Raw genomic sequence first — 25,647 nt, 5'->3', positions numbered from 1 at the left:
AAGAGACGAACAATCAAAATTCAGCCTTGATACAGATGAACAGAATTTGCCTGGCGGCTTTAGCGCGGTGGTCCCACCTGACCCCATGCCGAACTCAGAAGTGAAACGCCGTAGCGCCGATGGTAGTGTGGGGTCTCCCCATGTGAGAGTAGGGAACTGCCAGGCATCAATTAAGTGAAGAGGCCATCCGAAAGGATGGCCTTTTTGCGTTTATACCGCCAAAAAAACGGCAGGCCGGGTAAAGCAAAGCCGCCACCCGGCACGTCAGACCGTACTCCACGTCACAATAAAGCCCGCAATCCCATCTACATCATTTAAGTCCAGCACCGGAACCTCAAGCGGCAATACCACATCACTGGCTACCGCAATGACATGCTCATCCAGCGTTAACTCGCTGAAATGATGTCCGGCATCGCTTCTGAACAGCAGGATCTTAGGCACTGCCTCATGCTTAAATCCCTCAATCAGCACCAGATCCAGGGTGGAATGATCCATCCGACTGACCAGATAAGCGAGATCCAGCGGGGCCTCATCCGACGTTTCTGTCATTAACGCCCAGCGCAGAGGACTTGCTACCATCGTTTGTGCTGCTCCGGCCTTACGCAGCTCATAGCTGTCTTTTCCTGGCGTATCGATATCCATGTTGTGATGACTATGCTTAATCAATCCCGGACGAAGGCCTCTGGCACACAGCGCGGGTATCAGCTTTTTCAGCAGCGTGGTTTTCCCGGTCCCACTCCATGCGGAAATGGCTAAAAGAGGTATCATTTTTTCTCCTGCATCATCTGCAAATCTTCATGCGTATTCACGTTCACAAACGCTGATTTCACATCGCTAAAATCAACGGAATGGCCGCCAGACTCACGCATGAAGACCATCACCCTGCGCTCTCCCGCAGCCAGATAGCTCTGCAGAGCAGGCACTAGCGATCGATGCATCAACGCGATAGCAGGATGGTCACGCTCGCCGTCATGTACCCAAACCACAGGTGCTGTACCACGAAGCAGGAACAGACGCTCGACGAGTTCGGAGGGAATAAACGGGTTATCGCAGGGGCAGAAGATAAACCACTCTCCGTGCGACTGTTGCATGACCGAAAGCATACCGGCAAGCGGGCCCGGGTAATTCTCAAGGCTATCCTGATAAACGGCGTACCCGCTGCGCCGGTAAGTGTCGATATGCCTGTTCGCGCTGATGGCCATTGCCGTCACCTGGCCGGCGAGCGTATCGGCGACATGCTGCCATAAGGGTTTTCCATTAAGAAGCTGAAGCCCCTTATCTTTACCGCCCATTCGCGTTGCTCTGCCGCCTGCCAGAACGACCCCGATGATTTCCTGGCTAACATTCACGAATATCGCCTCTTTTATTGTGGGATTGACCCTGCTAACGTGTCACTCTAAATGAAAGGAGCACCACCATGAAATGTAAACGTCTGAATGAAGTTATTGAACTCCTCCAGCCCGCCTGGCAAAAAGAGCCAGAGCTAAATCTGATGCAATTTTTACAGAAACTGGCGAAAGAGTCAGGTTTTGACGGCGATCTGGCAGACCTTTCTGACGACATCCTGATCTACCACCTTAAAATGCGCGACTCTGCCAAAGATGCTGTTATTCCTGGTATTCAGAAAGATTATGAGGAAGATTTTAAGACCGCATTGCTGCGCGCCCGAGGCGTAATTAAAGAGTAAAAGCTTGTAAGCGGCGGCACCGAAATCGCCACAAGATGATATCCTGAATCATTCGTATAATTTCCGGATGATCGGATGAACGACCAGGCTTTTACTTTCCAGACATTACACCCGGACACCATTATGGATGCCCTGTTTGAACAGGGTATTCGGGTGGATTCCGGGCTAACACCATTAAACAGCTACGAAAACCGCGTCTATCAATTTCAGGACGAGGATCGTCAGCGCTACGTCGTAAAATTCTATCGTCCTGAACGCTGGTCCGCTGAACAAATTCAGGAAGAGCATCAGTTTGCTCACGATCTGCTGGATGACGATGTCCACGTTGCCGCGCCCCTGAAATTTAATAACCAAACGCTCCTCACGCACGAAGGGTATTACTACGCAGTATTCCCAAGCCTGGGTGGTCGTCAGTTTGAAGCGGATAATATTGATCAGATGGAGTGGGTTGCCCGCTATCTTGGGCGTATACACCAGACGGGACGCAAAAAAGCCTTTATTGCCCGCCCGACGATGGGGATTCAGGAATACCTTCTTGAACCGCGCGAACTATTCGAAACGTCTGCAATGATCCCCGCTGCGCTAAAGGATGATTTCCTCAACGCCACCGATAAGCTTATTGCTGCAGTGAAAACCTGCTGGCGCGATGATATTTCCGTCCTGCGCCTGCATGGCGATTGTCACGCCGGGAATATTCTCTGGCGTGATGGCCCGCTGTTTGTCGATCTCGATGATGCGCGTATGGGGCCAGCGGTTCAGGACCTGTGGATGCTGCTCAATGGCGACAAAGCCGAGCAACGCATGCAGCTTGAAACCATTATTGAAGCTTATGAAGAATTTAGCCCGTTTAATTCAGACGAAATTGCCCTGATTGAGCCTTTACGTGCGATGCGTTTTGTTTATTATCTCGCATGGTTAATCAGGCGTTGGGACGATCCGGCATTTCCTCGCAATTTCCCGTGGCTTACCGGAGAGGATTACTGGCGTAGCCAGATATCTACATTTACTGAGCAGGTTAAGGTTCTTCAGGAGCCCCCTCTGCAATTAACGCCGATGTATTAATTGGACACACCCAGGAGAGAGTTAATCATGAAAAAAATTTGGCTGGCGCTGGCAGGTATGATTCTGGCATTTAGCGCTTCTGCTGCGCAGTTTACCGACGGCAAACAGTTCATCACGCTGGACAAGCCGGTCGCTGGCGAGCCACAGGTTCTGGAGTTCTTCTCGTTCTATTGCCCACACTGCTATCAGTTCGAGCAGGTGCTGCATGTTTCTGACAACGTGAAGAAAAAGCTGCCGGAAGGCACCAAAATGACCAAGTACCACGTTGAGTTCCTGGGCCCATTGGGTAAAGACCTGACTCAGGCATGGGCGGTGGCGATGGCACTGGGCGTGGAAGATAAGATCACTTCGCCAATGTTTGAAGCCGTACAGAAAACCCAGACCGTTCAGACCACTGCGGATATCCGTAAAGTGTTCGTTGATGCGGGCGTGAAAGGTGAAGAGTACGATGCCGCATGGAACAGCTTCGTGGTGAAATCACTGGTTGCCCAGCAGGAAAAAGCGGCTGCTGATCTCCAGCTTCAGGGCGTTCCGGCGATGTTTGTTAACGGCAAATATCAGCTGAACATGCAGGGCATGGATACCAGCAGCATGGATATTTTCGTACAGCAGTATGCAGATACCGTGAAATACCTGGTCGAGAAGAAGTAATTTCGTTGATGTAAAAACGCCGGTCATTGACCGGCGTTTTTGTATGAAGATTTTATCTTGTCTATCTGTTCGTCTTTCTCTTTCCAGAGCGTATTAAGCCACTGCTGGAAACGACGTTTGAAGTTCTTATCGTTTACGTAATCACCGTGCAGTTCAGCGTCAATCGGAACCAGGTCGACGTGCACGACAATGCGCGTCAGTTTGCCGCTGAGCATATCGAAGAACGGCGTCCTGTCGTTTTCCGGATAGCAGAGCGTGACGTTAAGAAGTTTATCGAACTGTGCTCCCAGCACGTTAAGCGCCATCGCAATCCCTGCCGCTTTTGGCGGCAACAGGTGCTGATAAGGAGAGCGAGTTTGCTGGCGCTTCTCTTCCGTAAACCGGGAACCTTCAACAAAGTTCACGATGGTCGTAGGATGTGCGCGAAACTTTTCACAGGAACGGCGCGTGGTCTCCACATCCTTACCGCGACGTTCCGGATGACGAATCAAATAGCTGCGCGAATAGCGTTTCATAAACGGCATATCGAGCGCCCAGCAGGCCAGCCCGATAAAAGGCACCCAGGCGAGCTGCTGTTTCAGGAAGTATTTGTTCATCGGGATGTGTTTGCGAAAAAGCACGCATAACACCACGATGTCCGCCCAGCTGTGGTGATTGCAGATCAGCAGGTACCAGTTCTTTTTGTTGAGACTCTCGAGCCCTTTGACATCCCACTTCAGATGCGGGTTAAGGCACAACAGGCTCGCCAGCCCTTCGCACCAGCAATACATCATGAAGTTACAAAATGCGGACACGGCTCGCCACACCATGGGTACGGGCAGCAGCAGTTTAATGATCCCGGCGAGAATGATCGGCACGGAACAGGCGATCGTCACCAGGATAGTTAAAATGATGCTTAGCAGTAATGTTATTGCAGCGAGCAATCTCGACATGATGAGCTTTTTCAAATAGTTAGCTGTAAGTGAGCGACCGGCTAGTCGACGCTGGGCGCTGATTTTACCAGAAAACAAACGAATGAATGGCGCTTTCACATGATGATTTGGCGGCTTTTACCCTGGCGCAGCAGATTTCTCTGGGGTTCTGCGCGAATCAAGGCTTATATCCACATAGACTAAATTGCCATCAGTTGACCATATAGATAAGATCTAACAACATAACAGCATGATAATTAAGATCTAAATATTACCTCATATGTGTTTTTCGTGTCTGTTATTCATATGAAGTGAAAATATTCACAAACTTATCCACAGTTTTATTTTTGCGAGCGATCCTCACGATCGCAAAATCTTTTCCTGTATCTGGCGCTAATAACTGATGTTTTCATCCTTCTGTGGCATCCTTTACTCATAAATTGATTAAAGGCACGGACATTATGGTTCAGATCCCAGAAAACCCTCTTATTCTCGTCGATGGCTCTTCTTACCTGTATCGGGCATACCATGCGTTTCCTCCTCTGACCAATAGCGCAGGGGAACCTACCGGCGCAATGTACGGCGTGCTGAATATGCTGCGCAGCCTGATCCTGCAGTATCAGCCAACCCATGCGGCCGTCGTTTTTGATGCAAAAGGCAAAACGTTCCGCGACGAGTTGTTTGAACATTACAAATCCCACCGTCCGCCAATGCCTGACGATCTGCGTGCGCAGATAGAGCCGCTGCATGCCATGGTAAAAGCCATGGGGCTACCGCTGCTGGCCGTTTCTGGCGTTGAAGCCGATGACGTTATCGGTACGCTGGCGCGTGAAGCCGAAAAAATGGGTCGTCCCGTGCTGATCAGCACCGGTGATAAAGATATGGCACAGCTGGTGACGCCAGGTATTACCCTGATTAACACCATGACCAACACCATTCTGGGGCCTGAAGAGGTCGTCACTAAGTATGGCGTGCCGCCTGAGCTGATTATCGACTTCCTCGCGTTGATGGGCGACTCCTCGGATAACATCCCTGGTGTTCCTGGCGTCGGTGAGAAAACCGCGCAGGCGCTGCTTCAGGGGCTGGGCGGGCTGGATACGCTCTACGCCGAATCAGACAAAATCGCCGGGCTCTCCTTCCGTGGTGCAAAAACCATGGCCGGGAAGCTGGAAGAGAACAAAGAGGTGGCTTACCTCTCCTATAAGCTGGCAACCATCAAAACCGATGTCGAACTGGAGCTGGGCTGTGAGCAGCTGGAAGTGCAGCAGCCTTCTGCGGACGAGCTTCTGAGTCTGTTTAAGAAATACGAATTCAAGCGCTGGACCACTGACGTGGAAGCCGGCAAGTGGCTGCAGGCAAAAGGGGCGAAACCTGCTGCAAAGCCGAAGGAGACGATTGTCGTTGACGCAGAAGAGCAGGCGGAAGAAGAAGCCGTGGTGCTTACCTTCGACAACTACGAAACCCTTCTTGAAGAGTCGCAGCTCATTGCCTGGATCGAAAAACTGAAAAAAGCGCCGGTCTTCGCCTTTGACACCGAAACGGACAGTCTCGATAACATCTCTGCCAATATGGTAGGTCTGTCATTTGCGACAGAGCCTGGTCATGCGGCCTATGTTCCCGTGGCGCACGATTACCTGGACGCGCCGGAACAGATCCCCCGTGAGCGCGTGCTTGAGCTGCTGAAGCCGATCCTGGAAGACGAAAAGGCGCTTAAGGTTGGGCAAAACCTCAAGTACGACCGTGGCATTTTGCAAAACTACGGCATTGAACTGCGCGGGATTGCCTTCGACACCATGCTCGAATCCTACATCCTGGACAGCGTCGCGGGCCGCCATGATATGGATTCCTTATCTGACCGCTGGCTTAAGCACAAAACCATCACCTTTGAAGAGATTGCCGGTAAAGGGAAAAATCAGCTCACCTTTAACCAGATTGCTCTCGAAGAGGCAGGACGCTACGCGGCGGAAGACGCTGACGTCACGCTGCAGCTGCACCTGAAGATGTGGCCAAAGCTGCAGAAGCACGAAGGTCCGCTGAACGTGTTCCAGCATATTGAGATGCCGCTGGTGCCCGTGCTGTCCCGCATTGAACGCAACGGCGTGAAAATCGATCCAACGGTGCTGCATAACCACTCCGGGGAACTGGCGCAGCGTCTGACCGAGCTGGAGCAAAAAGCGCATGAGCTTGCAGGCGAGCCGTTTAACCTCTCTTCGCCGAAGCAGCTGCAAACCATTCTGTTTGAAAAGCAGGGCATCAAGCCGCTGAAGAAAACCCCTGGCGGTGCGCCTTCAACCTCTGAAGAGGTGCTGGAAGAGCTGGCGCTGGATTACCCGCTGCCAAAAGTGATTCTGGAGTACCGTGGTCTCGCGAAGCTGAAGTCTACCTACACTGATAAGCTCCCGCTGATGATCAACCCGAAAACGGGCCGCGTGCATACCTCATACCATCAGGCTGTCGCGGCGACCGGTCGTCTCTCGTCAACCGATCCCAACCTGCAGAACATCCCGGTACGTAACGAAGAGGGCCGCCGTATTCGCCAGGCTTTCATTGCACCAGAGGATTATCTGATTGTCTCGGCGGACTACTCGCAAATCGAACTGCGCATTATGGCGCACCTGTCCCGCGACAAAGGCCTGCTGAGCGCTTTTGCCGAAGGGAAGGATATCCACCGGGCGACTGCAGCCGAAGTCTTCGGTCTGCCGCTGGACAGCGTAACCAACGAACAGCGCCGCAGCGCTAAGGCGATCAACTTCGGGCTGATTTACGGCATGAGTGCATTCGGGCTTTCGCGCCAGCTCAACATTCCGCGTAAAGAGTCGCAGAAGTATATGGATCTCTACTTCGAGCGTTATCCGGGGGTGCTGGAATATATGGAACGTACCCGCGCGCAGGCGAAAGAGAAAGGCTACGTTGAAACCCTGGACGGCCGCCGTCTCTATTTACCGGACATCAAATCCAGCAACGCCGCGCGCCGCGCGGGTGCAGAGCGTGCAGCGATCAACGCCCCGATGCAGGGTACTGCGGCGGACATTATTAAGCGTGCAATGATCGCCGTTGATGCCTGGCTCGAGAAAGAGAAACCGCGCGTGAAAATGATCATGCAGGTACACGATGAACTGGTATTTGAAGTGCACAAGGACGACCTCGACGCCGTGTCGAAGAAGATCCACGAACTGATGGAAAGCAGCATGACGCTGGACGTGCCGTTGCTGGTGGAAGTGGGAAGTGGTGAAAACTGGGATCAGGCTCACTAACGGTTCTTCGCATAACGCGCTGTTTATGTAAGTTTGCAACATAAGAACGCGCGTTTTGTGACGATCATTAGAATTCCCTATGTAAAGAATGAAAAAAAACTACAAAAAGTGCTTTTTCTGCAGCACAAAAAGGGGTAGAGTTATCGGCGTAGGGTACAGAGGTAAGATGTTCTATCTTTCAGACCTTTTACTTCACGTAATCGGATTTGGCTGAATATTTTAGCCGCCCCAGTCAGTAATGACTGGGGCGTTTTTTATTGCGGCAAAGAAACTTTCGGGCAAAAAAAAGCGCGGCCATCGCCGCGCCCGGTATTACTCTTCTTCCGCTTCCGTCGCGGGTTCCAGCTCGTTAAACCAGGTGTCGAGCTTTTGACGCAGCTTGTCCACGCCCTGCTTTTTCAGCGAGGAGAACGGTTCAACCTGCACATCGCCGTTGAACGCCAGCACCGCTTCGCGAACCATATTCACCTGCGCTTTACGCGCGCCGCTTGCCAGCTTATCGGCTTTCGTCAGCAGCACCAGCACGGCGATATCGCTTGCCACCGCCCAGTCGATCATCTGCTGATCGAGATCTTTCAGGGGATGGCGAATATCCATCAGCACCACCAGACCTTTCAGGCACAGGCGTTTTTCCAGGTATTCACCCAGCGCACGCTGCCACTTGATTTTCATCTCTTCGGGTACCTGTGCGTAACCGTACCCCGGTAAGTCGACCAGGCGTTTGCCCTCTGCAACTTCAAACAGGTTGATCAGCTGGGTACGGCCAGGTGTTTTTGAGGTACGCGCCAGGTTCTTCTGATTGGTCAGCGTATTCAGGGCGCTGGATTTCCCCGCATTAGAGCGGCCAGCAAAGGCCACTTCAATACCGGTATCAGAGGGGAGGTGGCGAATATCGGGCGCACTGGTGACAAAATGCGTCTGTTGGTAGTTCCAGGTAGTCACGTGGTCGTCTCCAAAATCGTAATCTGAGGGGGATTATACCCGAATGCAGGCAAAAGGCTTTTCTGATTGCTATGCCCTGTAGGCGAATGCCCCCACCGGTGTGAGAGATCCGCCAGTGATGCTATGGGAGATTTCAGAGAATTCGCAGGCGTTAAAAAATGCAAACTGTTTTAAATCATAAGCTTATTTTCGGGTAATTGTCTGAAAATCTCTTTTTATACCGTTTCGTTGCTTGTTAGTTTAACGGAACAAGGTAAAGTGTGCGTCAGGGCGAGGAAGCCAACAGGAAATCGACTTAAGGATTAGGGTCAGGAGCGCCAGGAGGCGAAGACGCAGGATTGTCAGGACGACCAGCGCCTGGAGGCGTTTTAACAGGAAATGGAACCGTATCACGGACGGTATTAGCCAAGGGATAAACAGGGTTTGTTGTTGGCAAACATGGAATGTCTGACCCGCTAAGGGTTGTGAGTCAGGAAAAAAGGCGACAGATTGCTCTGTCGCCTTTTTTCTTTGCTTGCTTTCTGCTAGATTTCGCCGCAATTCTATACTGAAGAAAACGACTTAAAGATAAAACATCATGAAAAAACCAACCTCCGCTGTGGGCGCGAAACGCCCTGCAAAAGCACGCCGCAAAACGCGCGAAGAACTGAACCAGGAAGCGCGCGACCGCAAACGCGACAAAAAACATCGCGGTCATGCTGCGGGTAGCCGTGCCAACGGTGGTGGTGCAGCAGGCGCTTCTGCAAAAGGCAAACAGCAGAAAGATCCTCGTATCGGCAGTAAAACACCCATTCCACTAGGCGTGACAGACACCCCGGTCACTAAGCAGCACAAACCAAAGAGCGAGAAACCTATGCTTTCACCGCAGGCTGAGCTGGATTTGCTGGAGAACGATGAGCGCCTGGACGCGCTGCTGGAACGTCTTGAAGAGGGTGAAACCCTGACCGCTGAAGAGCAGTCATGGGTGGATGCCAAACTGGATCGCATCGACGAGCTGATGCAGAAGCTGGGTCTGTCTTACGATGATGAAGACGACGAAGAAGAAGACGAAAAGCAGGAAGATATGATGCGTCTTCTGAAGGGTGGAAACTAACATTTGCACCCGGCAGGCACGATAGTCCTGCTTATAACCCTTCCGGTTATATGTTATCTGGTGTGGTTATTCGTTAAACTACGGCGGTTGTCGCGGCGACAGAAGTGGCTGCGCACCCGAATGATGGCCCGCAATGGGGTCAGAACGGGCCGCCGTATACGAACGCGACACCAACGGAAGGAGTGAGCATGTCAGCACCAACTATCGACTGGGATTTGGCCCTAATCCAGAAATATAACTATTCCGGGCCGCGTTATACGTCATACCCCACCGCGCTGGAGTTCTCCGATGCCTTCGGCGAGGGGGATTTTCAGCAGGCTGTTGCGCGCTATCCTGAGCGTCCGCTGTCGCTCTACGTCCATATTCCGTTCTGCCACAAGCTTTGCTACTTCTGCGGCTGCAATAAAATCGTGACCCGCCAGCAGCATAAAGCCGACCAGTACCTTGACGCGCTCGAACAGGAAATTGTGCATCGCGCGCCGCTGTTCAAAGGCCGTCACGTCAGCCAGCTGCACTGGGGCGGCGGTACGCCAACCTATCTGAATAAAGCGCAAATCAGCCGCCTGATGACGCTTCTGCGCGATAATTTCAGTTTTAACGACGACGCAGAAATCTCGATCGAAGTCGATCCGCGTGAAATTGAGCTGGATGTCCTCGATCACTTACGCGCCGAAGGCTTCAACCGCCTGAGCATGGGCGTGCAGGATTTCAATAAAGAGGTTCAGCGTCTGGTGAACCGCGAGCAGGACGAAGACTTTATCTTTGCCTTACTCAACCATGCGCGTGAAATTGGCTTCACCTCGACCAATATTGACCTGATTTATGGCCTGCCAAAGCAAACGCCGGAAAGCTTCGCCTTCACGCTGAAGCGCGTGGCCGAACTCAACCCGGACCGTCTGAGCGTCTTTAACTACGCGCATCTGCCGACGCTGTTTGCCGCCCAGCGTAAAATCAAAGATGCCGATCTGCCTTCTGCCCAGCAGAAGCTGGATATCCTGCAGGAAACCATCACCTCGCTGACCGACACCGGCTATCAGTTTATCGGCATGGATCACTTTGCCCGTCCGGACGACGAACTGGCGGTCGCTCAGCGCGAAGGGGTCCTGCACCGCAACTTCCAGGGCTACACGACCCAGGGCGATACCGATTTGCTGGGAATGGGCGTCTCCGCCATCAGCATGATCGGCGACTGCTACGCGCAAAACCAGAAAGAACTGAAGCTGTATTACCAGCAGGTTGATGAGACGGGCAACGCGCTGTGGCGCGGCATCGCATTAACGCACGACGACTGTATCCGTCGCGATGTGATTAAGGCGCTTATCTGCAACTTCCGTCTCGATTTCAGCGACGTGGAAGCGCAGTGGACGCTGAACTTCAGCGATTATTTCGCAGAAGACCTGAAGTTGCTGGCGCCGCTGGCGAAAGACGGGCTGGTGGATATGTCGGAGAGCGCGATTGAGGTCACGCCAAAAGGGCGTCTGTTGATCCGCAATATCTGCATGTGCTTCGACGCGTATCTGCGTCAGAAAGCGCGTATGCAGCAGTTCTCGCGGGTAATTTAAACTGCAATGCCGGGTGGCGGCTTCGCCTTACCCGGCCTACAAAAGTGCGAAATGTAGGCCGGGTAAGCGAAGCGCCACCCGGATTTCATCGCCAACTCGCTAGCTAAACAGCCCAACCAGCGCCGCGCACAGCACCGCCGCAACGGCGGTTTGTGGCGTGTGGCTTTCAGCGGCTCCGCTAGAGAGCATATTCACGAATGTTTCCAGCATGATGTTCACCCCCAATTTCCGGGCACGATCATACAAAACTCATCGGAACAGTAAAGCGCAAAATAACGGCAATTTGCGCTCAATTAATAACCTTTACACAAGCGCGGATATTACTCCATTCCCAGCTCTTTCAGCTTGCGCGTCAGGGTATTGCGTCCCCATCCCAACAGGCGAGCGGCTTCCTGCTTGTGGCCCTGCGTATGACGAAGCGCGGTAGTTAACAGCGTACGCTCCATCTCAGGCTGCGCTTCAGACAGCAGGTTTTGATGACCGGAACGCAGCGCGCGGTCGGCCCACTGCGCCAGCAGCGTTGCCCAGCTGTCCGGCAAAGCATGCCCGGTGCTGCTTTCAGGCGCGGTCGCTTCAAACAGCTCGGCCGGTAAATCCTGAATCAGCACTTCCTGCCCGGCGGCCATCACGGTTAACCAGCGGCAGGTGTTTTCCAGCTGACGCACGTTGCCCGGCCACGCCAGGCGCGTAAGGGCAGCATCGGTTTCCGGGTGAAGCTGCTTGGCCTCCACACCCAGCTCGCGGGCGGCTACCTGCAGGAAATGGCGCGCCAGGCGGGGAATATCTTCCCGGCGTTCACGCAGCGGCGGCAGATGAACGCGAATGACGTTCAGACGATGGAATAAATCCTCACGGAATTTGCCTTCCTGCACGCGCTGCTCCAGGTTCTGGTGGGTCGCGGCGATAATACGCACGTCCACCTTCACCGGCGCATAACCGCCCACGCGGTAAAACTGTCCGTCGGCCAGCACGCGCAGCAGACGGGTCTGGACATCCAGCGGCATATCGCCGATCTCATCCAGGAACAGCGTGCCGCCGTCTGCCTGTTCGAAGCGCCCCTGGCGAATGGTATTTGCGCCGGTAAACGCCCCTTTTTCGTGCCCGAACAGTTCGGATTCAATCAAGTCCTTCGGGATCGCCGCCATATTCAGGGCGATAAACGGCGCTTTTGCCCGCGGGCTGTGGCGATGCAGAGCATGCGCCACAAGCTCTTTACCGGTTCCCGATTCGCCGTTAATCAAGACGCTGATGGACGAGCGGGACAGACGGCCAATAATGCGAAAGACGTCCTGCATCGCCGGCGCTTCGCCGATGATGTCGGTGGTTGGCCCAAAATCGGGCGCGTGGCGCGGCTGCTGCTGCTCCTGATAGTGGCTAATCGCGCGCTCGACCAGCGCCACCGCCTCGTCGATATCAAACGGTTTGGGCAGATAATCGAATGCTCCTTGCTGGTAAGCGCTCACCGCGGCATCCAGATCGGAGTGTGCCGTCATTATGATGACCGGAAGCATAGGGTGGCGTTGTTTGATCTGCTTTAACAGCGCCAGCCCGTCCATGCCCGGCATGCGAATATCCGACAGCAGAACATCGGGCGTTTTGGTGGTGAGTGCGTCGAGCACTTCGCTGCCGCTCTCAAACGTCGTGCAGCTTAATCCCGCCCCTGTGAGCGCGCGTTCAAGCACCCAACGGATGGAGCTATCGTCATCGACTACCCAGACTATCCCTCGTTGCATAAACGTCACCTTTATTTTTTAATCGGCAGGAAAACCGAAAACTCGGTATGTCCCGGCCAACTGGTAAATTCAATTTTTCCAGAGTGTTGATCGATCAAACTGCGGGCAATGGATAAGCCCAGGCCGGTTCCGCCTTCGCGACCGCTGACCATCGGGTAGAACAGGGTGTCCTGCAGATGCGATGGAATGCCGGGCCCGTTATCCTCGACGTCGATTCGGGCCGCAAGCCGGTAGCGCACGCCGTGTAACGTGAGCTGGAAGGCGGTACGGGTGCGTAAAATAATCTCGCCCCCGTCAGGCCCCAGCGCCTGCAGGGCATTGCGCACAATGTTCAACAGGACCTGCTCAATCTGATCCGGGTCATGAGCCAGTTCCGGCAGGCTTGGGTCGTAATCACGTACCAGCGTGACGTTCTCCGGCAGCTCCATCGAGACGAGCTTGACCACCCGTTCAGCCACTTTATGGATGCTTTCTGTGACGTGCATTCCCGGCTGCTGTGGCCCGAGAAGGCGGTCAACCAGATTCCGCAGACGGTCCGCCTGCTCGATGATGACGTTGGTGTACTCCGCCAGCGCAGGGTCAGGCAGCGCCTTGGTCAGAAGCTGCGCCGCACCGCGTAATCCGCCCAGCGGGTTTTTGATTTCATGCGCCAGACCGCGCACCAGGTCTCGGGCGGCAATTTGCTGTGCATGCTGAAGCTGTTCCTGGCTCAGTCGGCGCTGATTATCCATCGGCGCCATTTCCAGCAGGATCAGGCCTTCGGGAAGACGTTGCGCGGTCAGCGACAGTATGTGCGAACGCCCGTCGATCACCAGCGTCACTTCGTTATCGGTGAAACCCTGGCCTGCCTGTAAACTTTCCTGCATCAGGCCAATATTCAGCGAAAAATAGCTCAGGAGTTCCGGAAGTGGGGTGCCGAACAGTTTACGTGCGCTTTGGGCGAGCAGCTGCTGTGCCGCCGGGTTGGCGTAATGAACGGCCAGCTCGTCATCGACCAGCAAAATGCTGTTAATCAAAGAATTGAGGATCTGCCCAGCATCGGGCAGCGTGCCAGTTGCCATTCAGCAGTCTCCTGGAGTCGTTTGCACTAATTTAGTGCAGTATAGCGTTTTCGGCGTCAAAAGCGCGTGAGATCAGATTGTTGGTGGAGAAAAAAGCCCATCCGGAGATGGGCTAAAAGTTTCCACGGCAACTACTCCCGGCGCTTACCACGCCGGGTAAAACAACTTATTAAACGCTGTAGTACAGTTCGAACTCAACCGGATGCGGAGTCATACGCACGCGGTCGTTCTCTTCAGTGCGCAGTGCGATGTAAGCATCGATAGCGTCGTCAGTGAATACGCCACCTGCAGTCAGGAACTCGCGGTCTGCGTCCAGCGCCTGCAGGGCTTCTTCCAGAGAGCCAGCAACCTGTGGGATCTCTTTCGCTTCTTCTGGCGGCAGGTCGTACAGGTTTTTGTCCATCGCTTCGCCCGGGTGGATCTTGTTCTTGATACCGTCCAGACCGGCCATCAGCAGTGCTGCGAAGCACAGGTATGGGTTAGCCGCTGGATCCGGGAAGCGCACTTCGATACGACGCGCTTTAGGAGACGCCACCACCGGGATACGGATAGAAGCAGAACGGTTACGCGCAGAGTAGGCCAGCATCACTGGCGCTTCGTAGCCCGGGACCAGACGCTTGTAGGAGTTGGTGGTTGGGTTCGCCAGGGCGTTGATCGCTTTAGCGTGTTTGATTACGCCGCCAATGTAATACAGCGCCTGCTCGGACAGACCGGCATATTTGTCGCCAGAGAACAGGTTGGTACCGTTCTTGGACAGAGACATGTGGCAGTGCATACCGGAACCGTTATCGCCAAACATTGGTTTTGGCATGAAGGTCGCGGTTTTACCGAAACGGTGCGCAACGTTGTGCACAACGTATTTGTAGATCTGAATTTCGTCCGCTTTTTTGGTCATGGTGTTGAAGCGGGTAGCCACTTCGTTCTGACCCGCCGTCGCCACTTCGTGGTGGTGAGCTTCAACAACCAGGCCCATCTCTTCCATCACCAGACACATGGTGGAACGAATGTCCTGTGCAGAGTCGACCGGAGGAACCGGGAAGTAACCGCCTTTCACGCCTGGACGGTGACCTTTGTTACCACCTTCGTATTTGGTGGAGGAGTTCCATGCGCCTTCGATGTCGTCGATAGCCACGTGGGAGCCAGAAATAGACGCACCGAAACGGATGTCATCGAACAGGAAGAACTCTGGCTCTGGCCCGAACAGAACGGTGTCTGCGATGCCGGTAGAACGCAGGTACTCTTCAGCGCGTTTCGCGATAGAACGTGGGTCGCGGTCGTAGCCCTGCAGCGTGCCTGGCTCGAGGATGTCGCAACGGATGATCAGGGTTGGTTCTTCGAAGAACGGATCAATGACCGCAGTGGTCGCATCTGGCATCAGAACCATGTCGGATTCGTTAATGCCTTTCCAGCCACCAATGGAGGAGCCGTCAAACATTTTGCCTTCTTCAAAGAATTCGGCGTTCACCTGATGAGCAGGGATTGTGACGTGCTGTTCTTTACCTTTGGTATCGGTGAAGCGCAGATCAACAAACTTCACTTCATGTTCGTTCAGCATCGTCAAAACGTGTTCAGCGGACATACTTAACTCTCCAGATTGGTCATTGTCGTCGTGGTAACGAGGTCTTCAATTTCTGTTTGTACTGGCTGGTGCCATGTATTTTTTATAAAGCGAAATCTGTGCCAACTTTTAAAACACCCCAAAAAGGCGTTATCATGCGCACCATAGTGCAAAAGGGCTGCACCACGATGGATTTGTTGCACCAGTATAGTGCTTCAATGTGAACATTGAGCACCATATTGGTGCAATTTACGTTAAAGTGCCCTTTTACCGCTCCGTGAAAGCGATCACAAAGCATCTCTGCAATACTTGTTTGCGGGGGATGTTTGTGATCCTGTTTTGTAGTGCGATTAATCCGTGTACAATAACGCGCTATTTCTAAATGCCTGAGGCAAAGTTGTGATCGAAAATTTGCGTAACATCGCCATCATCGCGCACGTTGACCATGGTAAAACTACCCTGGTCGATAAGCTGCTGCAGCAATCCGGTACGTTTGATGCGCGTGCCGAAACCCAAGAACGCGTGATGGACTCCAACGATTTGGAGAAAGAGCGTGGGATTACCATCCTCGCGAAAAACACCGCGATTAAATGGAATGACTACCGTATCAACATCGTTGATACCCCAGGGCACGCCGACTTCGGTGGTGAAGTTGAACGTGTAATGTCCATGGTAGACTCCGTTCTGCTGGTCGTTGACGCAATGGATGGCCCAATGCCACAGACGCGCTTCGTGACCAAAAAAGCATTTGCCCATGGTCTGAAGCCAATCGTTGTTATCAACAAAGTTGACCGCCCTGGCGCGCGTCCTGACTGGGTTGTTGACCAAGTATTCGACCTGTTCGTTAACCTCGACGCGACCGACGAGCAGCTGGACTTCCCTATCGTTTACGCCTCTGCGCTGAACGGTATCGCAGGTCTGGACCACGAAGACATGGCTGAAGACATGACCCCGCTGTATCAGGCGATTGTTGACCGTGTTCCTGCGCCAAACGTCGATCTCGACGGTACCCTGCAGATGCAGATCTCTCAGCTCGATTACAACAACTACGTTGGCGTTATCGGCATTGGTCGTATCAAGCGCGGTAAAGTGAAGCCGAACCAGCAGGTCACTATCATCGATAGCGAAGGCAAAACCCGTAACGGTAAAGTTGGTAAAGTACTGACTCACCTGGGCCTTGAGCGTATCGAGAGCGACATCGCTGAAGCGGGCGACATCATCGCTATCACCGGTCTGGGTGAACTGAACATCTCCGACACCATCTGCGATCCGCAGAACGTCGAAGCGCTGCCAGCCCTGTCCGTTGATGAACCAACCGTATCCATGTTCTTCAACGTCAACACCTCTCCGTTCTGTGGTAAAGAAGGTAAGTTCGTTACCTCTCGTCAGATCCTTGACCGCCTGAACAAAGAGCTGGTGCACAACGTTGCGCTGCGCGTTGAAGAAACCGAAGACGCTGATGCATTCCGCGTTTCGGGTCGTGGTGAGCTGCACCTGTCTGTTCTGATCGAAAACATGCGTCGTGAAGGTTTCGAAATGGCGGTTTCCCGTCCGAAAGTTATCTTCCGCGAAATCGATGGCCGTAAACAAGAGCCGTTCGAAAACGTGACGCTGGACGTTGAAGAGCAGCACCAGGGTTCTGTGATGCAGGCTCTTGGTGAGCGTAAAGGCGACCTGAAAAACATGAATCCAGATGGCAAAGGCCGCGTACGTCTCGACTACGTGATCCCAAGCCGTGGCCTGATCGGCTTCCGTTCTGAGTTCATGACCATGACTTCAGGTACCGGTCTGCTGTACTCCACCTTCAGCCACTACGACGACGTTCGTCCGGGTGAAGTGGGCCAGCGTAACAACGGCGTGCTGATCTCCAACGGTCAGGGTAAAGCGGTTGCGTTTGCGCTGTTCGGTCTGCAGGATCGCGGTAAGCTGTTCCTGGGTCACGGTGCTGAGGTTTATGAAGGCCAGATCATCGGTATTCACAGTCGTTCTAACGACCTGACCGTAAACTGCCTGACCGGTAAGAAACTGACCAACATGCGTGCGTCCGGTACTGACGAAGCAACGGTTCTGGTTCCACCGATCAAGATGACTCTGGAGCAGGCTCTGGAATTCATCGATGATGACGAACTGGTCGAAGTGACTCCACAGTCAATTCGTATCCGTAAACGTCACCTGACCGAGAACGATCGTAAACGTGCTATGCGCGGTGCGAAAGAAGACTAATACGGTTAATCCGTAGGCCGGGTAAGCGCATGCGCCACCCGGCAACGAAAAAGCCGCTGAGCGATCAGCGGCTTTTTTATTAGAACGAATACCGTAACCCTAAACGGATCCGGTACTGCTCCCGGTTGTAATCATTCCACCTGTCCAGCCACTGCAGTTCGAGGTACGGCAGCCAGTTTCTGTCGATTTTATAGCTGAACTTGTTGGTAATTTCCCAGTGATGGTCTTTGCCATTTTTGCTGTGGTAATCATTCACCCGCTGGAAAAAGTGCGGCTCAAAGGTGTAGAAAAACGCATCCGTCACTTTGAAATTCCAGTAGTTGGCAAATTCGTGCGTGTCATTCTTATCCATCTGCCCGTTATAGTCCGGCGTATCGTAGTTGTTATGGTTGTAGCGATAGCGGAACGTCAGATTAAACCAGTCTGTAAATTTGTAGTTGGTATCTAAATAAACCGCACCGCCGGACCCTGCGCTGCTGTCGTTAATCAACCCACCGGGCTGGAAAGTGAGTTTGTCGGTTGGTTTAAAGAGCGGATACCACCCCTCGATTTCGTTATAGCTGTGTTTCAGCTCATCCCATTTGCCCACGTTATAGGCGTTGGTGAACATCAGTCCCGCGCCCATATCGAAGTTATAGCCCGCACGCAGGATCACCTCGTGCAGCTCTGAGGCTGTATTGTAGGCTTCGCGGGTTTCGACATAGGCCCCGGCAAATACCGAGCAGGACACAGACGACACGATCAGTACAGTGATGATTCTTTTCATAATTTGTCCATGTATCAGGTACAGAAAGGCCTCCCTCCTGATAAACAGGAAGGACATAGTGGCCGGATTTATTGTTATAAAGTGACTGCTGACGCTTTATTGTTGGTGGTTATCTCAGGGGTATTCGCGGTTTGTTTCTTCCGTTTTCCAATCTCCTCGATAATAAAGGCGAAGCGCGCTTCGTTGAGTTTATAAAACAGCCCCATGGTCACGGCAGCAACAATCGCCAGGCCGCACGGCCAGAGGAAAATAAGCTGACGCAACCCAAGCAGCGTGCCCGCGCTCTGCACTGCATGGGGAACGTAGCCAATCTGGGTCAGCATAATGCCGGGCAGGAAACCGGCGAGCGCGGCGGAGATTTTGCGCGAGAAGGTATAGCCGGTATACACCGACCCTTCGGCGCGAATGCCGGTTTTCCACTCGCCGTAATCGACGGTATCCGGCACCAGTGCCCAGTTCAGGCTGTTCACAAACGCGGTGCCGAAGAAGGCCATGCAGGAAAACATCACGAACAGCAGGGAGCTGGTCCCCCAGAAGAAATTCAGCACGTCGCCCACTGCCCACAGCGCCAGGCCACCCAGATAGACCGGTTTCTTGCCAAAGCGCTTCACTGCGCCGGGCACCAGAAACACGCCAATCAGGATGCAGCCCATGCTGAAAAAGCCCATCCACGACAGCAGATGCAGATCGTTCAGCACGTACTGGGTGTAATAGACCTGAATCGCTAACTTGATGTTAAACGCAGCGAGGGTACACAGGTTAGCGATGCACAGCACCAGCAGCGGCGGATTGCGGAAAATCGCACAGAACGATTTCAGAATGCCGGGCTTGTGGTGATCGGGTGTGAGCTCCACGTAGCGTTCTTTAACTCCGCTATAGCACCACCACATGCAGAACAGACCGCCAGTGACGAACACCAGCGCGGCCACCAGATAGCCGAGGGAGGGCTGGTGGACGAACAGCGCCTGAATGGGCATAAAGCCGACGGTGCAGAGTAACAGCCCCACCGTTGCGCCGCCCTGACGCCAGGCCGCCAACTGCGCGCGCTCGTTCGGGTTTTTGGTGATGGCCGGGACCATCGCACCGTAGGCGCAGTTCATCAGGCTGTAGCAGAGGCCAAACATCATGAAGAGCACGGTGGCGAGCGCCGTTTTCACCGTCAGGCTAAAGTCGTTGGCCATAAACTGCGCCGTCGCGACCAGCGCCACCGGCACGGAGGCGTAAAGAATGAATGGCCGGAATTTTCCTCTTGCACCGATGTGACGCCGGGAATCGAGCAGTACGCCGGTTAGCATGTCGGTAAACGCGGTAAAAAACTTCGCTACCAGGAAAATAATGCCGCCATAGAACGCCGGCATGCCCAGTTCGTCTGTATAAAACTTCAGCAAATACAGCGTACCAATACACAGCATCAGGTTCGAGCCAAAATCGCCCATCCCGTAGGCGCACTTCTCTCGCAGGCTCAATTTCAGGGTTAACGGATCAGTGTTATGTGTCATGGTCGATCCTCAGAGCGCCCCGCAGGGCGCTCTATCACGTCATTTATGCCGTACGTTTGCGCAGTTCGATTTCTTCGACGATGCGCACATACATCTTCTCGTTGAGGTTATAGAAGCAGCCCATCGCCACGATGGTGATGACCGCCAGCAGGCTCGGGTAGATAAATATCAGCTGCCGCAGCCCTTCAACCGTGCCACTGGATTGCACCACGTTGGGCACATAGCCGATCTGCGTGAGCATGATCCCCGGGAAGAAACCTGCCAGCGCCTGGGATACTTTCCTGAAGAAGGTAAAGCCGGTGTAGACCGTCCCTTCGGAGCGCACGCCGGTGCGCCACTCGCCGTACTCCACGGTATCGGACACCAGCGCCCAGTTCAGGCTATTCACAAACGCGGAACCGAAGAACGCCAGGCAGGAGAACGCCACAAAGCTCACCGAGCCGCCGCCGAAGAAGTAGTTGAGCAGATCGCCCGCCACCCAAATCGTTAGCCCGCTGATGTAGACTTTTTTCTTGCCGAAGCGCCGCACCGCGCCGGGCATCATAAAGACGCCGATAAAAATGCAGCCCATGCTGAAGAAGCCCATGTACGACAGCAGGATTGGGTCGTTCAGCACGTACTGCGTGTAGTAGACCTGAATGGCGAGTTTGACGTTAAAGGCGCCCAGCGTGCACAGGTTCGCGATGCACAGGATAAACAGCGGACGGTTCCCGGCGATGGCGCGAAATGACTGCAGCAGCCCAGGTTTTTGCGCCGGGTTAGCGGGCTGCGCCTCGACGTAACGCTCGGTCACCCCCTTGTAGCACCACCACATAAAAAACAGCCCGAACAGCGAGAAGAGGGTGGCGGCAAAGATGTAGCCAAGCTGGTCATTGCCTACAATCAGGTTCATCACCGGAACAAAACCCACGGTACAAAGCAGCAGGCCCAGCGTAGCGCCGCCCTGACGCCAGGCGGCCAGCGAGGCGCGCTCGTCCGGGTTTTTAGTAATGGCCGGTACCATCGCGCCGTAGGAGCAGTTCATCATGCTGAAGAACAGGCCGTACAGCATGAACAGCACCGTCGCCATCACCGTTTTACCGGTGATTTCAAACGGCGTGCCGACGAAGTTGGCAATCGCCAGTAAGGTCACCGGGAACGCCGCATAGAGCACGAACGGGCGGAATTTTCCTTTCGGGCCGATCTTGCGCCGCGAGTCGAGCATGATCCCGGTGCCCATATCGGTGAAGGCGGTAAAGAACTTCGCAATCAGGAAGATGATTCCGCCGTAGGTACCCGGCAGCCCCAGAACATCAGTATAAAACTTCAGCAAATAGAGCGTGCCGATATCCAGCAGGATGTTTGAGCCGAGATCGCCCATCCCGTAGGCGAGTTTTTCTTTAAACGGCAGGCGTAGGGTTGCCGGATCGGAAGTATGTTGACTCATTATTGTTCTCCGTCTGCCCGCAGGTTTCCCTGCGGGCGAGCCTTATCAGATATCACGTAAGGTGCTAAACAGATCTGCCCATTCGCTGTGCTGGCGGTAGAAGACCGGCGGCTTGCCGAGCGGGGCATCAACAGTGACGTCGCCGCCCTGGCAGGTTTCCCCGGTCCACGCATTCACCCAGCTGTCCTGCGGCAGATAGAGCGACCAGTCGCGGCGCCCCTCTTCATAAACCGGTGCCACCAGCAGGTCGCGGCCAAACAGGTACTGGTATTTCAGCGTGTAGGCGCGCGCATCGTCCTCGTAGTGCAGGAACAGCGGACGCATCACCGGCAGGCCGCTTTTTGCGTTCTGCGCGACGGCGGCTTTGATATACGGCTTCAGGGTGGTGAAGACGGTGGTCATGCGCGCGAAGTGCGCGATGGTTTCCGCGTCGTCGTCGAACTGCCAGTTATCGCCGGGGCGGTTACCCTCATGGGTACGCATCATCGGCGTAAAGGCGCTGAAGTCGCACCAGCGCAGCAGCAGCTCTTTGCTGCGCTTCATCTCGAACAGGGTCGTATAGCCGCCGATGTCGCTGTGGTGCAGGCCGTGCCCGGTCATCGCCAGCGACAGCGCCGCAGGGATGACGGACGCCAGACCGTCGTCCAGGCTCCAGTCGACGTTCTGATCTCCCGCCCACATCATCACCGAGTGCTTCTGGCTGCCAGTGTAGCCCGCGCGCATGAAGAACAGGATCTCGCCGAGCTTGCCGGTCTCTTCCAGCGCCTCGTAGTTACATTTGGCCCACAGGGCAGGCCAGGCGTTATGCATGATCTCCGCGCTCACGCCGTTATGCAGGAAGGTGTCGGTCGGCAGGTACTCCCCGAAATCGGCCATCCAGCCGCCGCAGCCCAGTTCGATCAGATTCTTTTTGATGACTTCTTTGTACCAGTCGTAGGCTTCCGGGTTGGTCAGGTCGATAACGCCCGCGTAGAACTCGCCGAACTCAACGTGGTAGTCCTTGCCGTCGGCGTTTTTGGTCAGATAGCCGCGCTTCGACGCCTCTTCGCAGAGATCTTTATCGCTGGCGACGTACGGGTTGATATAGGAGAGGAACTGCACGCCTTCCTCTTTCCACTTCGCAATCCGCGCATCAAGCTGCGGATAGAGCGCGCTGTTCCACTTCCAGTTCCACATCACGCGCTTGCCGAAGGAGGTCATGCGAATGCCGGACCAGTCCTGCGCCCAGATGCCGTTGACCTTCACGCCGCCCTCGCGCATGGCGTCGAGCTTCTGCTGACACACCTCGGTGCCGCCCTGAATGCCCAGCGTCACGCCGTCGTACACCCAGTCCGGCAGCTCCGGCTGACGCCCCAGCAGGCCGGTCAGTTTTTCCAGCAGATCGACGTAGGTTTCTGCGCATTCGAAGCGCAGCGTGGCGTTATCTTCCCAGAACGCCAGCTCGTGGAAATCCGGCGCGCTGAAATCAAAGTTCATGTAGCAGCTGTTATCCACGTGGCAGTAGTACTTCTGGGTGCTCACGAAGGTAGGCTGCGGGAAGAAGGTCCAGTAGTAGTCGCCGCCCGCGTTCTCTTTGCAGTCGGCCTGCCAGGTGACGTAGGTCTGCTTATTGCGGCCCACGCCCTGCTCGCTGGTCCACAGCGGGAACGGCTTGCCGCGCAAATCGAAATACGAGAACTGCTCGCCGCAGCCGTAGATATGATCGTCTGGCTGAGCTGCCAGCCGCAGCCAGATGCGGTTATGGCTGGCGGCGTCATTTTTCAGCTTCAGCTCCAGACGGCCTTCCGCATCCACGCCCACCAGCAGCGTCGCGCTTACCGCATCGCCGCGGGTAAAGCGGATCGCCCAGCCCGCGCTTTGCTGAGTGACGGTCGCGTCCGTCAGGGCAATCTTTTCGTTGAGCTTGTCTTTGATGCTGAAGTTGCCGCGAAACATCTCGATATCCGCCTCGCCTGCGCCAATCCACAGGCAAGGGGCATCCGCGGTGTGGGATAAAATCAGACGGTCCTGCCAGAGCAGGGTGAAGCCACTTTCGTTATTTTTCAGGTCAATATTGTGTAGGGTACGCATAAACACTCCGTCTTAATTATTTGGCCTGGCTATCCAGTAATCCGGCGGCGACGGCAGGGGCTAAGCCCGGGGCCAGCGGCAGGCGGGGGATCACCAGGCAGTGCAGCAGGTGGTAAATATCCTGCTTGCCGTCCCAGACTTTGGTGGTCACTTCGTTGTTGGTGTCCAGCTCCTGCCACCAGGATCCGTTCTCGTAATCCATCAGGTATTTGATGCAGTAATCCCACCACTTCTGATACCAGGCTTCGTACTGCGCTTCGCCGGTGACGGTATAGAGGGCATAGGCCGTGCCCATCGCCTCGACGATTGGCCAGCGCACGCGTTCGCGGACGATTGGCTTGCCGTCCCAGCCCACGGAATAGACAAACCCGTCGGCGCCGTCGGGTGCCCAGGCGTCGCGGATGGTGGCGTGGAACAGGCCTTTCGCATCTTCCAGCAGCCATTCAGGCGGGGTCTCAAAGCGCGCTTCCAGGGCGGCGCGCAGGTGCAGCATCAGGCGGCCCCACTCGATCCAGTGTCCCGGCGTGCCGCCGTAGGCGCGGAAGCGGTGGGCGGGATTATCAATGTTGTAGTCGCGGATCGGGTTCCAGCTGGTATCGAAATGTTCGTTAACGCGGTACTCACCTTTGCGCGCTACGTCGTGAATAATCACCGACGCGATACGCAGGGCGCGGTCGAGCCATTTGCGGTCGTGGGTCACGTCATAAACGATGAGGAAGGCTTCTACGGCGTGCATGTTGGCGTTACCGCCGCGGTAATCTTCCGTTTTGCTGAAGGCTTCATCCCATGACTCCAGGCACATCTGCTCCTGTTCGCTCCAGAAGTAACGCTCAATCACCTCGATGGCATCGTCCAGCAGCCTGCGTGCCTGCGGATGGCCGGTGGTGACGGCGCTCGCCGCACCCAGCAGGACGAAGAAGTGCTGATAGCCCTGCTTGGACGCATCAATCACGCCTTCATAGTTAACGCAGGCGTACCAGCCGCCGTGCTGCTTGTCGCGCAGCGGGCCGTTCAGGGCGTTAATGCCGTGCTCAACCAGGGCATACGCACCGGGACGCCCCATGTTCGCCGCCACCGCGTAAACGTGCAGCATACGCGCGGTGATCCACAGATGCGTGCCCATATCGCTACGCACCTGGCCGTTATTGCCCAGCCAGCCAAAGCCGGTCGGTACGGCGGCGTTTTTACCGAAATCGAGAATGCGGTCGGTCTCTTGCTCGAGCCAGCGGTTATGGCTCAGGGTGTTAAACCATTTCATGTTCGGGTCCTTTCTTAACGGCGAGCCATCATTTCGTCGACGATCTCACCCAGACGCTGAAGTTTGGGTACGGAGATATCACGCAGCATCAGCTCGGTGTCCGGCAGGCCAATCACAGAGGACCAGACGGCACGACCGGCTAAAAAGCCTGAGGCCCCCGCCTGCATGGCGACGCTTACGGCGCGCGGGAATAACTTATCGTCCACGCCGGACGAGAGGATCACCCACGGCATGGCGATGTTCTCATTCAGCTTCTGCGAGGCTGCCAGCAGCGCCTGCTGCGTGCCCTTGCCAAACAGCGGCATCTCCACTTTGTAGAGGTCGGCACCGCTGTCGCCCAGCTCTTTAGCCGCGTCGATAATCGCCTGTTCGCGGTTAAACGCGGCACCGCGACGCGGCGGACGCACCACCGGCTCGATAATGCTCAGCAGACCGTTATCGTGGCACAGCGTGTTGAACGCCTTCACCATCTCAAGGCGCTGCTGCGGATCTTCATCGCTGCGCCACAGCACCAGCAGCTTCAGTGCTTTGCCGCCATCGCGTTTGACCGCCTGCGCGTCGACGTTCTTGTCGATCACTACGCTGTCGACCGGAAGACCATTCCCCGGGATAAACTCGTCGGCGGCCACAATCATTGCGCAGCTTTTAGCTACGGCCTGCTGCTCGACAATCTGGCGATAGCAGAACTGCTGGTCGACGAGAATGGCAGAGGCGTACGGTGACAGAATTTTTGCCGCGTTGAGCTTAAAATCCGTCAGGTGCTGGTCGGTTACCGGAACCGGCGCGCCTGCTGCAGCAAACATCAGGCGCATCGCTTCGCGCTGATCCACGGCCAGCATCGCAAAACCGCCGGAAGGTCGGGTGATATCTTTCAGGGTGTACATCGTCATT

21 protein-coding genes and 1 rRNA gene are annotated in these 25,647 nt (G+C 54.8%); 8 read left to right on the top strand and 14 right to left on the bottom strand.

Annotated features, from left to right (window positions below):
* Positions 1–49 precede the first annotated feature (49 nt).
* Positions 50–165 (top strand): 5S ribosomal RNA (gene rrf, locus ACMGGU_RS21260).
* A gap of 99 nt (positions 166–264) precedes the next feature.
* On the opposite strand, the gene mobB is transcribed toward rrf, so the two are convergent.
* Together mobB and mobA are read right to left on the bottom strand one after the other, a co-directional pair.
* Positions 265–768: a molybdopterin-guanine dinucleotide biosynthesis protein MobB gene (gene mobB / locus ACMGGU_RS21255; RefSeq protein ID WP_420300894.1), complete on the bottom strand. Its 504-nt coding sequence runs from the start codon at positions 766–768 to the stop codon at positions 265–267.
* Positions 765–1,349: a molybdenum cofactor guanylyltransferase MobA gene (mobA, locus tag ACMGGU_RS21250; RefSeq protein ID WP_277718198.1), complete on the bottom strand. Its 585-nt coding sequence runs from the start codon at positions 1,347–1,349 to the stop codon at positions 765–767. The genes mobB and mobA overlap by 4 nt, the downstream gene beginning before the upstream one ends.
* A gap of 68 nt (positions 1,350–1,417) precedes the next feature.
* Here mobA and ACMGGU_RS21245 point away from each other — a divergent pair, with 68 nt between their 5' ends.
* The 3 genes from ACMGGU_RS21245 (at position 1,418) to dsbA (ending at position 3,400) form a co-directional block, all read left to right on the top strand.
* Positions 1,418–1,687, top strand: a complete 270-nt coding sequence (locus tag ACMGGU_RS21245; RefSeq protein ID WP_008501866.1) for a YihD family protein — start codon at positions 1,418–1,420, stop codon at positions 1,685–1,687.
* Between the two features lie 75 nt (positions 1,688–1,762).
* On the top strand, positions 1,763–2,749 hold the full coding sequence (locus ACMGGU_RS21240) for a serine/threonine protein kinase (protein ID WP_420300893.1): 987 nt from the start codon (positions 1,763–1,765) through the stop codon (positions 2,747–2,749).
* Positions 2,750–2,776: 27 nt separating this feature from the next.
* Positions 2,777–3,400 (top strand): thiol:disulfide interchange protein DsbA, encoded by a 624-nt coding sequence (dsbA, locus tag ACMGGU_RS21235; protein ID WP_045909081.1) that lies wholly within the window; start codon positions 2,777–2,779, stop codon positions 3,398–3,400.
* Positions 3,401–3,423: 23 nt separating this feature from the next.
* Here the strand turns inward: dsbA and ACMGGU_RS21230 are convergent, their stop codons facing one another.
* Positions 3,424–4,332, bottom strand: coding sequence for an acyltransferase (locus ACMGGU_RS21230; RefSeq protein ID WP_252077973.1), 909 nt, complete (start codon positions 4,330–4,332; stop codon positions 3,424–3,426).
* 440 nt (positions 4,333–4,772) lie between these two features.
* Between ACMGGU_RS21230 and polA the strand changes: the two genes are divergently transcribed.
* Positions 4,773–7,565: a DNA polymerase I gene (gene polA / locus ACMGGU_RS21225; protein WP_252077974.1), complete on the top strand. Its 2,793-nt coding sequence runs from the start codon at positions 4,773–4,775 to the stop codon at positions 7,563–7,565.
* Positions 7,566–7,877: 312 nt separating this feature from the next.
* Here the strand turns inward: polA and yihA are convergent, their stop codons facing one another.
* A complete protein-coding gene (yihA, locus tag ACMGGU_RS21220) occupies positions 7,878–8,507 on the bottom strand; it encodes a ribosome biogenesis GTP-binding protein YihA/YsxC (RefSeq protein ID WP_048226811.1) in 630 nt (209 codons plus the stop codon).
* A 577-nt stretch (positions 8,508–9,084) separates the two neighbouring features.
* On the opposite strand from yihA, the gene yihI reads away from it, so the two are divergent.
* Both yihI and hemN read left to right on the top strand, forming a co-directional pair.
* Complete coding sequence (gene yihI / locus ACMGGU_RS21215) at positions 9,085–9,600, top strand: Der GTPase-activating protein YihI (RefSeq protein ID WP_048226812.1); 516 nt, start codon at positions 9,085–9,087, stop codon at positions 9,598–9,600.
* A gap of 188 nt (positions 9,601–9,788) precedes the next feature.
* On the top strand, positions 9,789–11,162 hold the full coding sequence (gene hemN, locus ACMGGU_RS21210) for an oxygen-independent coproporphyrinogen III oxidase (RefSeq protein WP_420300892.1): 1,374 nt from the start codon (positions 9,789–9,791) through the stop codon (positions 11,160–11,162).
* 99 nt (positions 11,163–11,261) lie between these two features.
* Here hemN and ACMGGU_RS21205 read toward each other — a convergent pair whose 3' ends face one another.
* The 4 genes from ACMGGU_RS21205 to glnA form a co-directional block, all read right to left on the bottom strand.
* The gene (locus ACMGGU_RS21205; RefSeq protein WP_032622955.1) at positions 11,262–11,372 is read right to left on the bottom strand and encodes a YshB family small membrane protein; all 111 of its coding nucleotides are present in this window, start codon (positions 11,370–11,372) and stop codon (positions 11,262–11,264) included.
* Positions 11,373–11,482: 110 nt separating this feature from the next.
* On the bottom strand, positions 11,483–12,895 hold the full coding sequence (glnG, locus tag ACMGGU_RS21200; RefSeq protein ID WP_023309765.1) for a nitrogen regulation protein NR(I): 1,413 nt from the start codon (positions 12,893–12,895) through the stop codon (positions 11,483–11,485).
* An 11-nt stretch (positions 12,896–12,906) separates the two neighbouring features.
* On the bottom strand, positions 12,907–13,956 hold the full coding sequence (glnL, locus tag ACMGGU_RS21195) for a nitrogen regulation protein NR(II) (RefSeq protein WP_032644301.1): 1,050 nt from the start codon (positions 13,954–13,956) through the stop codon (positions 12,907–12,909).
* Positions 13,957–14,125: 169 nt separating this feature from the next.
* Positions 14,126–15,535: a glutamate--ammonia ligase gene (gene glnA / locus ACMGGU_RS21190; protein WP_008501856.1), complete on the bottom strand. Its 1,410-nt coding sequence runs from the start codon at positions 15,533–15,535 to the stop codon at positions 14,126–14,128.
* Between the two features lie 378 nt (positions 15,536–15,913).
* Between glnA and typA the strand changes: the two genes are divergently transcribed.
* Positions 15,914–17,737, top strand: coding sequence for a ribosome-dependent GTPase TypA (gene typA, locus ACMGGU_RS21185; RefSeq protein ID WP_023331638.1), 1,824 nt, complete (start codon positions 15,914–15,916; stop codon positions 17,735–17,737).
* Between the two features lie 79 nt (positions 17,738–17,816).
* On the opposite strand, the gene ompL is transcribed toward typA, so the two are convergent.
* From ompL to yihT, 6 genes are all read right to left on the bottom strand, one after another.
* Positions 17,817–18,503 (bottom strand): porin OmpL, encoded by a 687-nt coding sequence (gene ompL / locus ACMGGU_RS21180; protein ID WP_420300891.1) that lies wholly within the window; start codon positions 18,501–18,503, stop codon positions 17,817–17,819.
* 74 nt (positions 18,504–18,577) lie between these two features.
* On the bottom strand, positions 18,578–20,002 hold the full coding sequence (locus ACMGGU_RS21175) for an MFS transporter (RefSeq protein WP_420300890.1): 1,425 nt from the start codon (positions 20,000–20,002) through the stop codon (positions 18,578–18,580).
* 43 nt (positions 20,003–20,045) lie between these two features.
* Positions 20,046–21,428, bottom strand: a complete 1,383-nt coding sequence (locus tag ACMGGU_RS21170) for an MFS transporter (RefSeq protein WP_420300889.1) — start codon at positions 21,426–21,428, stop codon at positions 20,046–20,048.
* 45 nt (positions 21,429–21,473) lie between these two features.
* Positions 21,474–23,498 carry an alpha-glucosidase gene (locus ACMGGU_RS21165; protein ID WP_420300888.1) on the bottom strand — a complete coding sequence of 675 codons (2,025 nt, stop codon included), beginning with the start codon at positions 23,496–23,498 and terminating at the stop codon, positions 21,474–21,476.
* 16 nt (positions 23,499–23,514) lie between these two features.
* Positions 23,515–24,756, bottom strand: coding sequence for a sulfoquinovose isomerase (yihS, locus tag ACMGGU_RS21160; protein WP_420300887.1), 1,242 nt, complete (start codon positions 24,754–24,756; stop codon positions 23,515–23,517).
* 14 nt (positions 24,757–24,770) lie between these two features.
* A complete protein-coding gene (gene yihT, locus ACMGGU_RS21155) occupies positions 24,771–25,646 on the bottom strand; it encodes a sulfofructosephosphate aldolase (RefSeq protein ID WP_325819510.1) in 876 nt (291 codons plus the stop codon).
* Position 25,647: the final 1 nt, after the last annotated feature.

The organism is Enterobacter sp. BNK-8 (assembly GCF_048685095.1).
Lineage (GTDB): Bacteria > Pseudomonadota > Gammaproteobacteria > Enterobacterales > Enterobacteriaceae > Enterobacter > Enterobacter quasiroggenkampii.
Note: the sequence above shows the minus strand (reverse complement) of the source record. Positions and strands in the feature narration are given on the sequence as shown.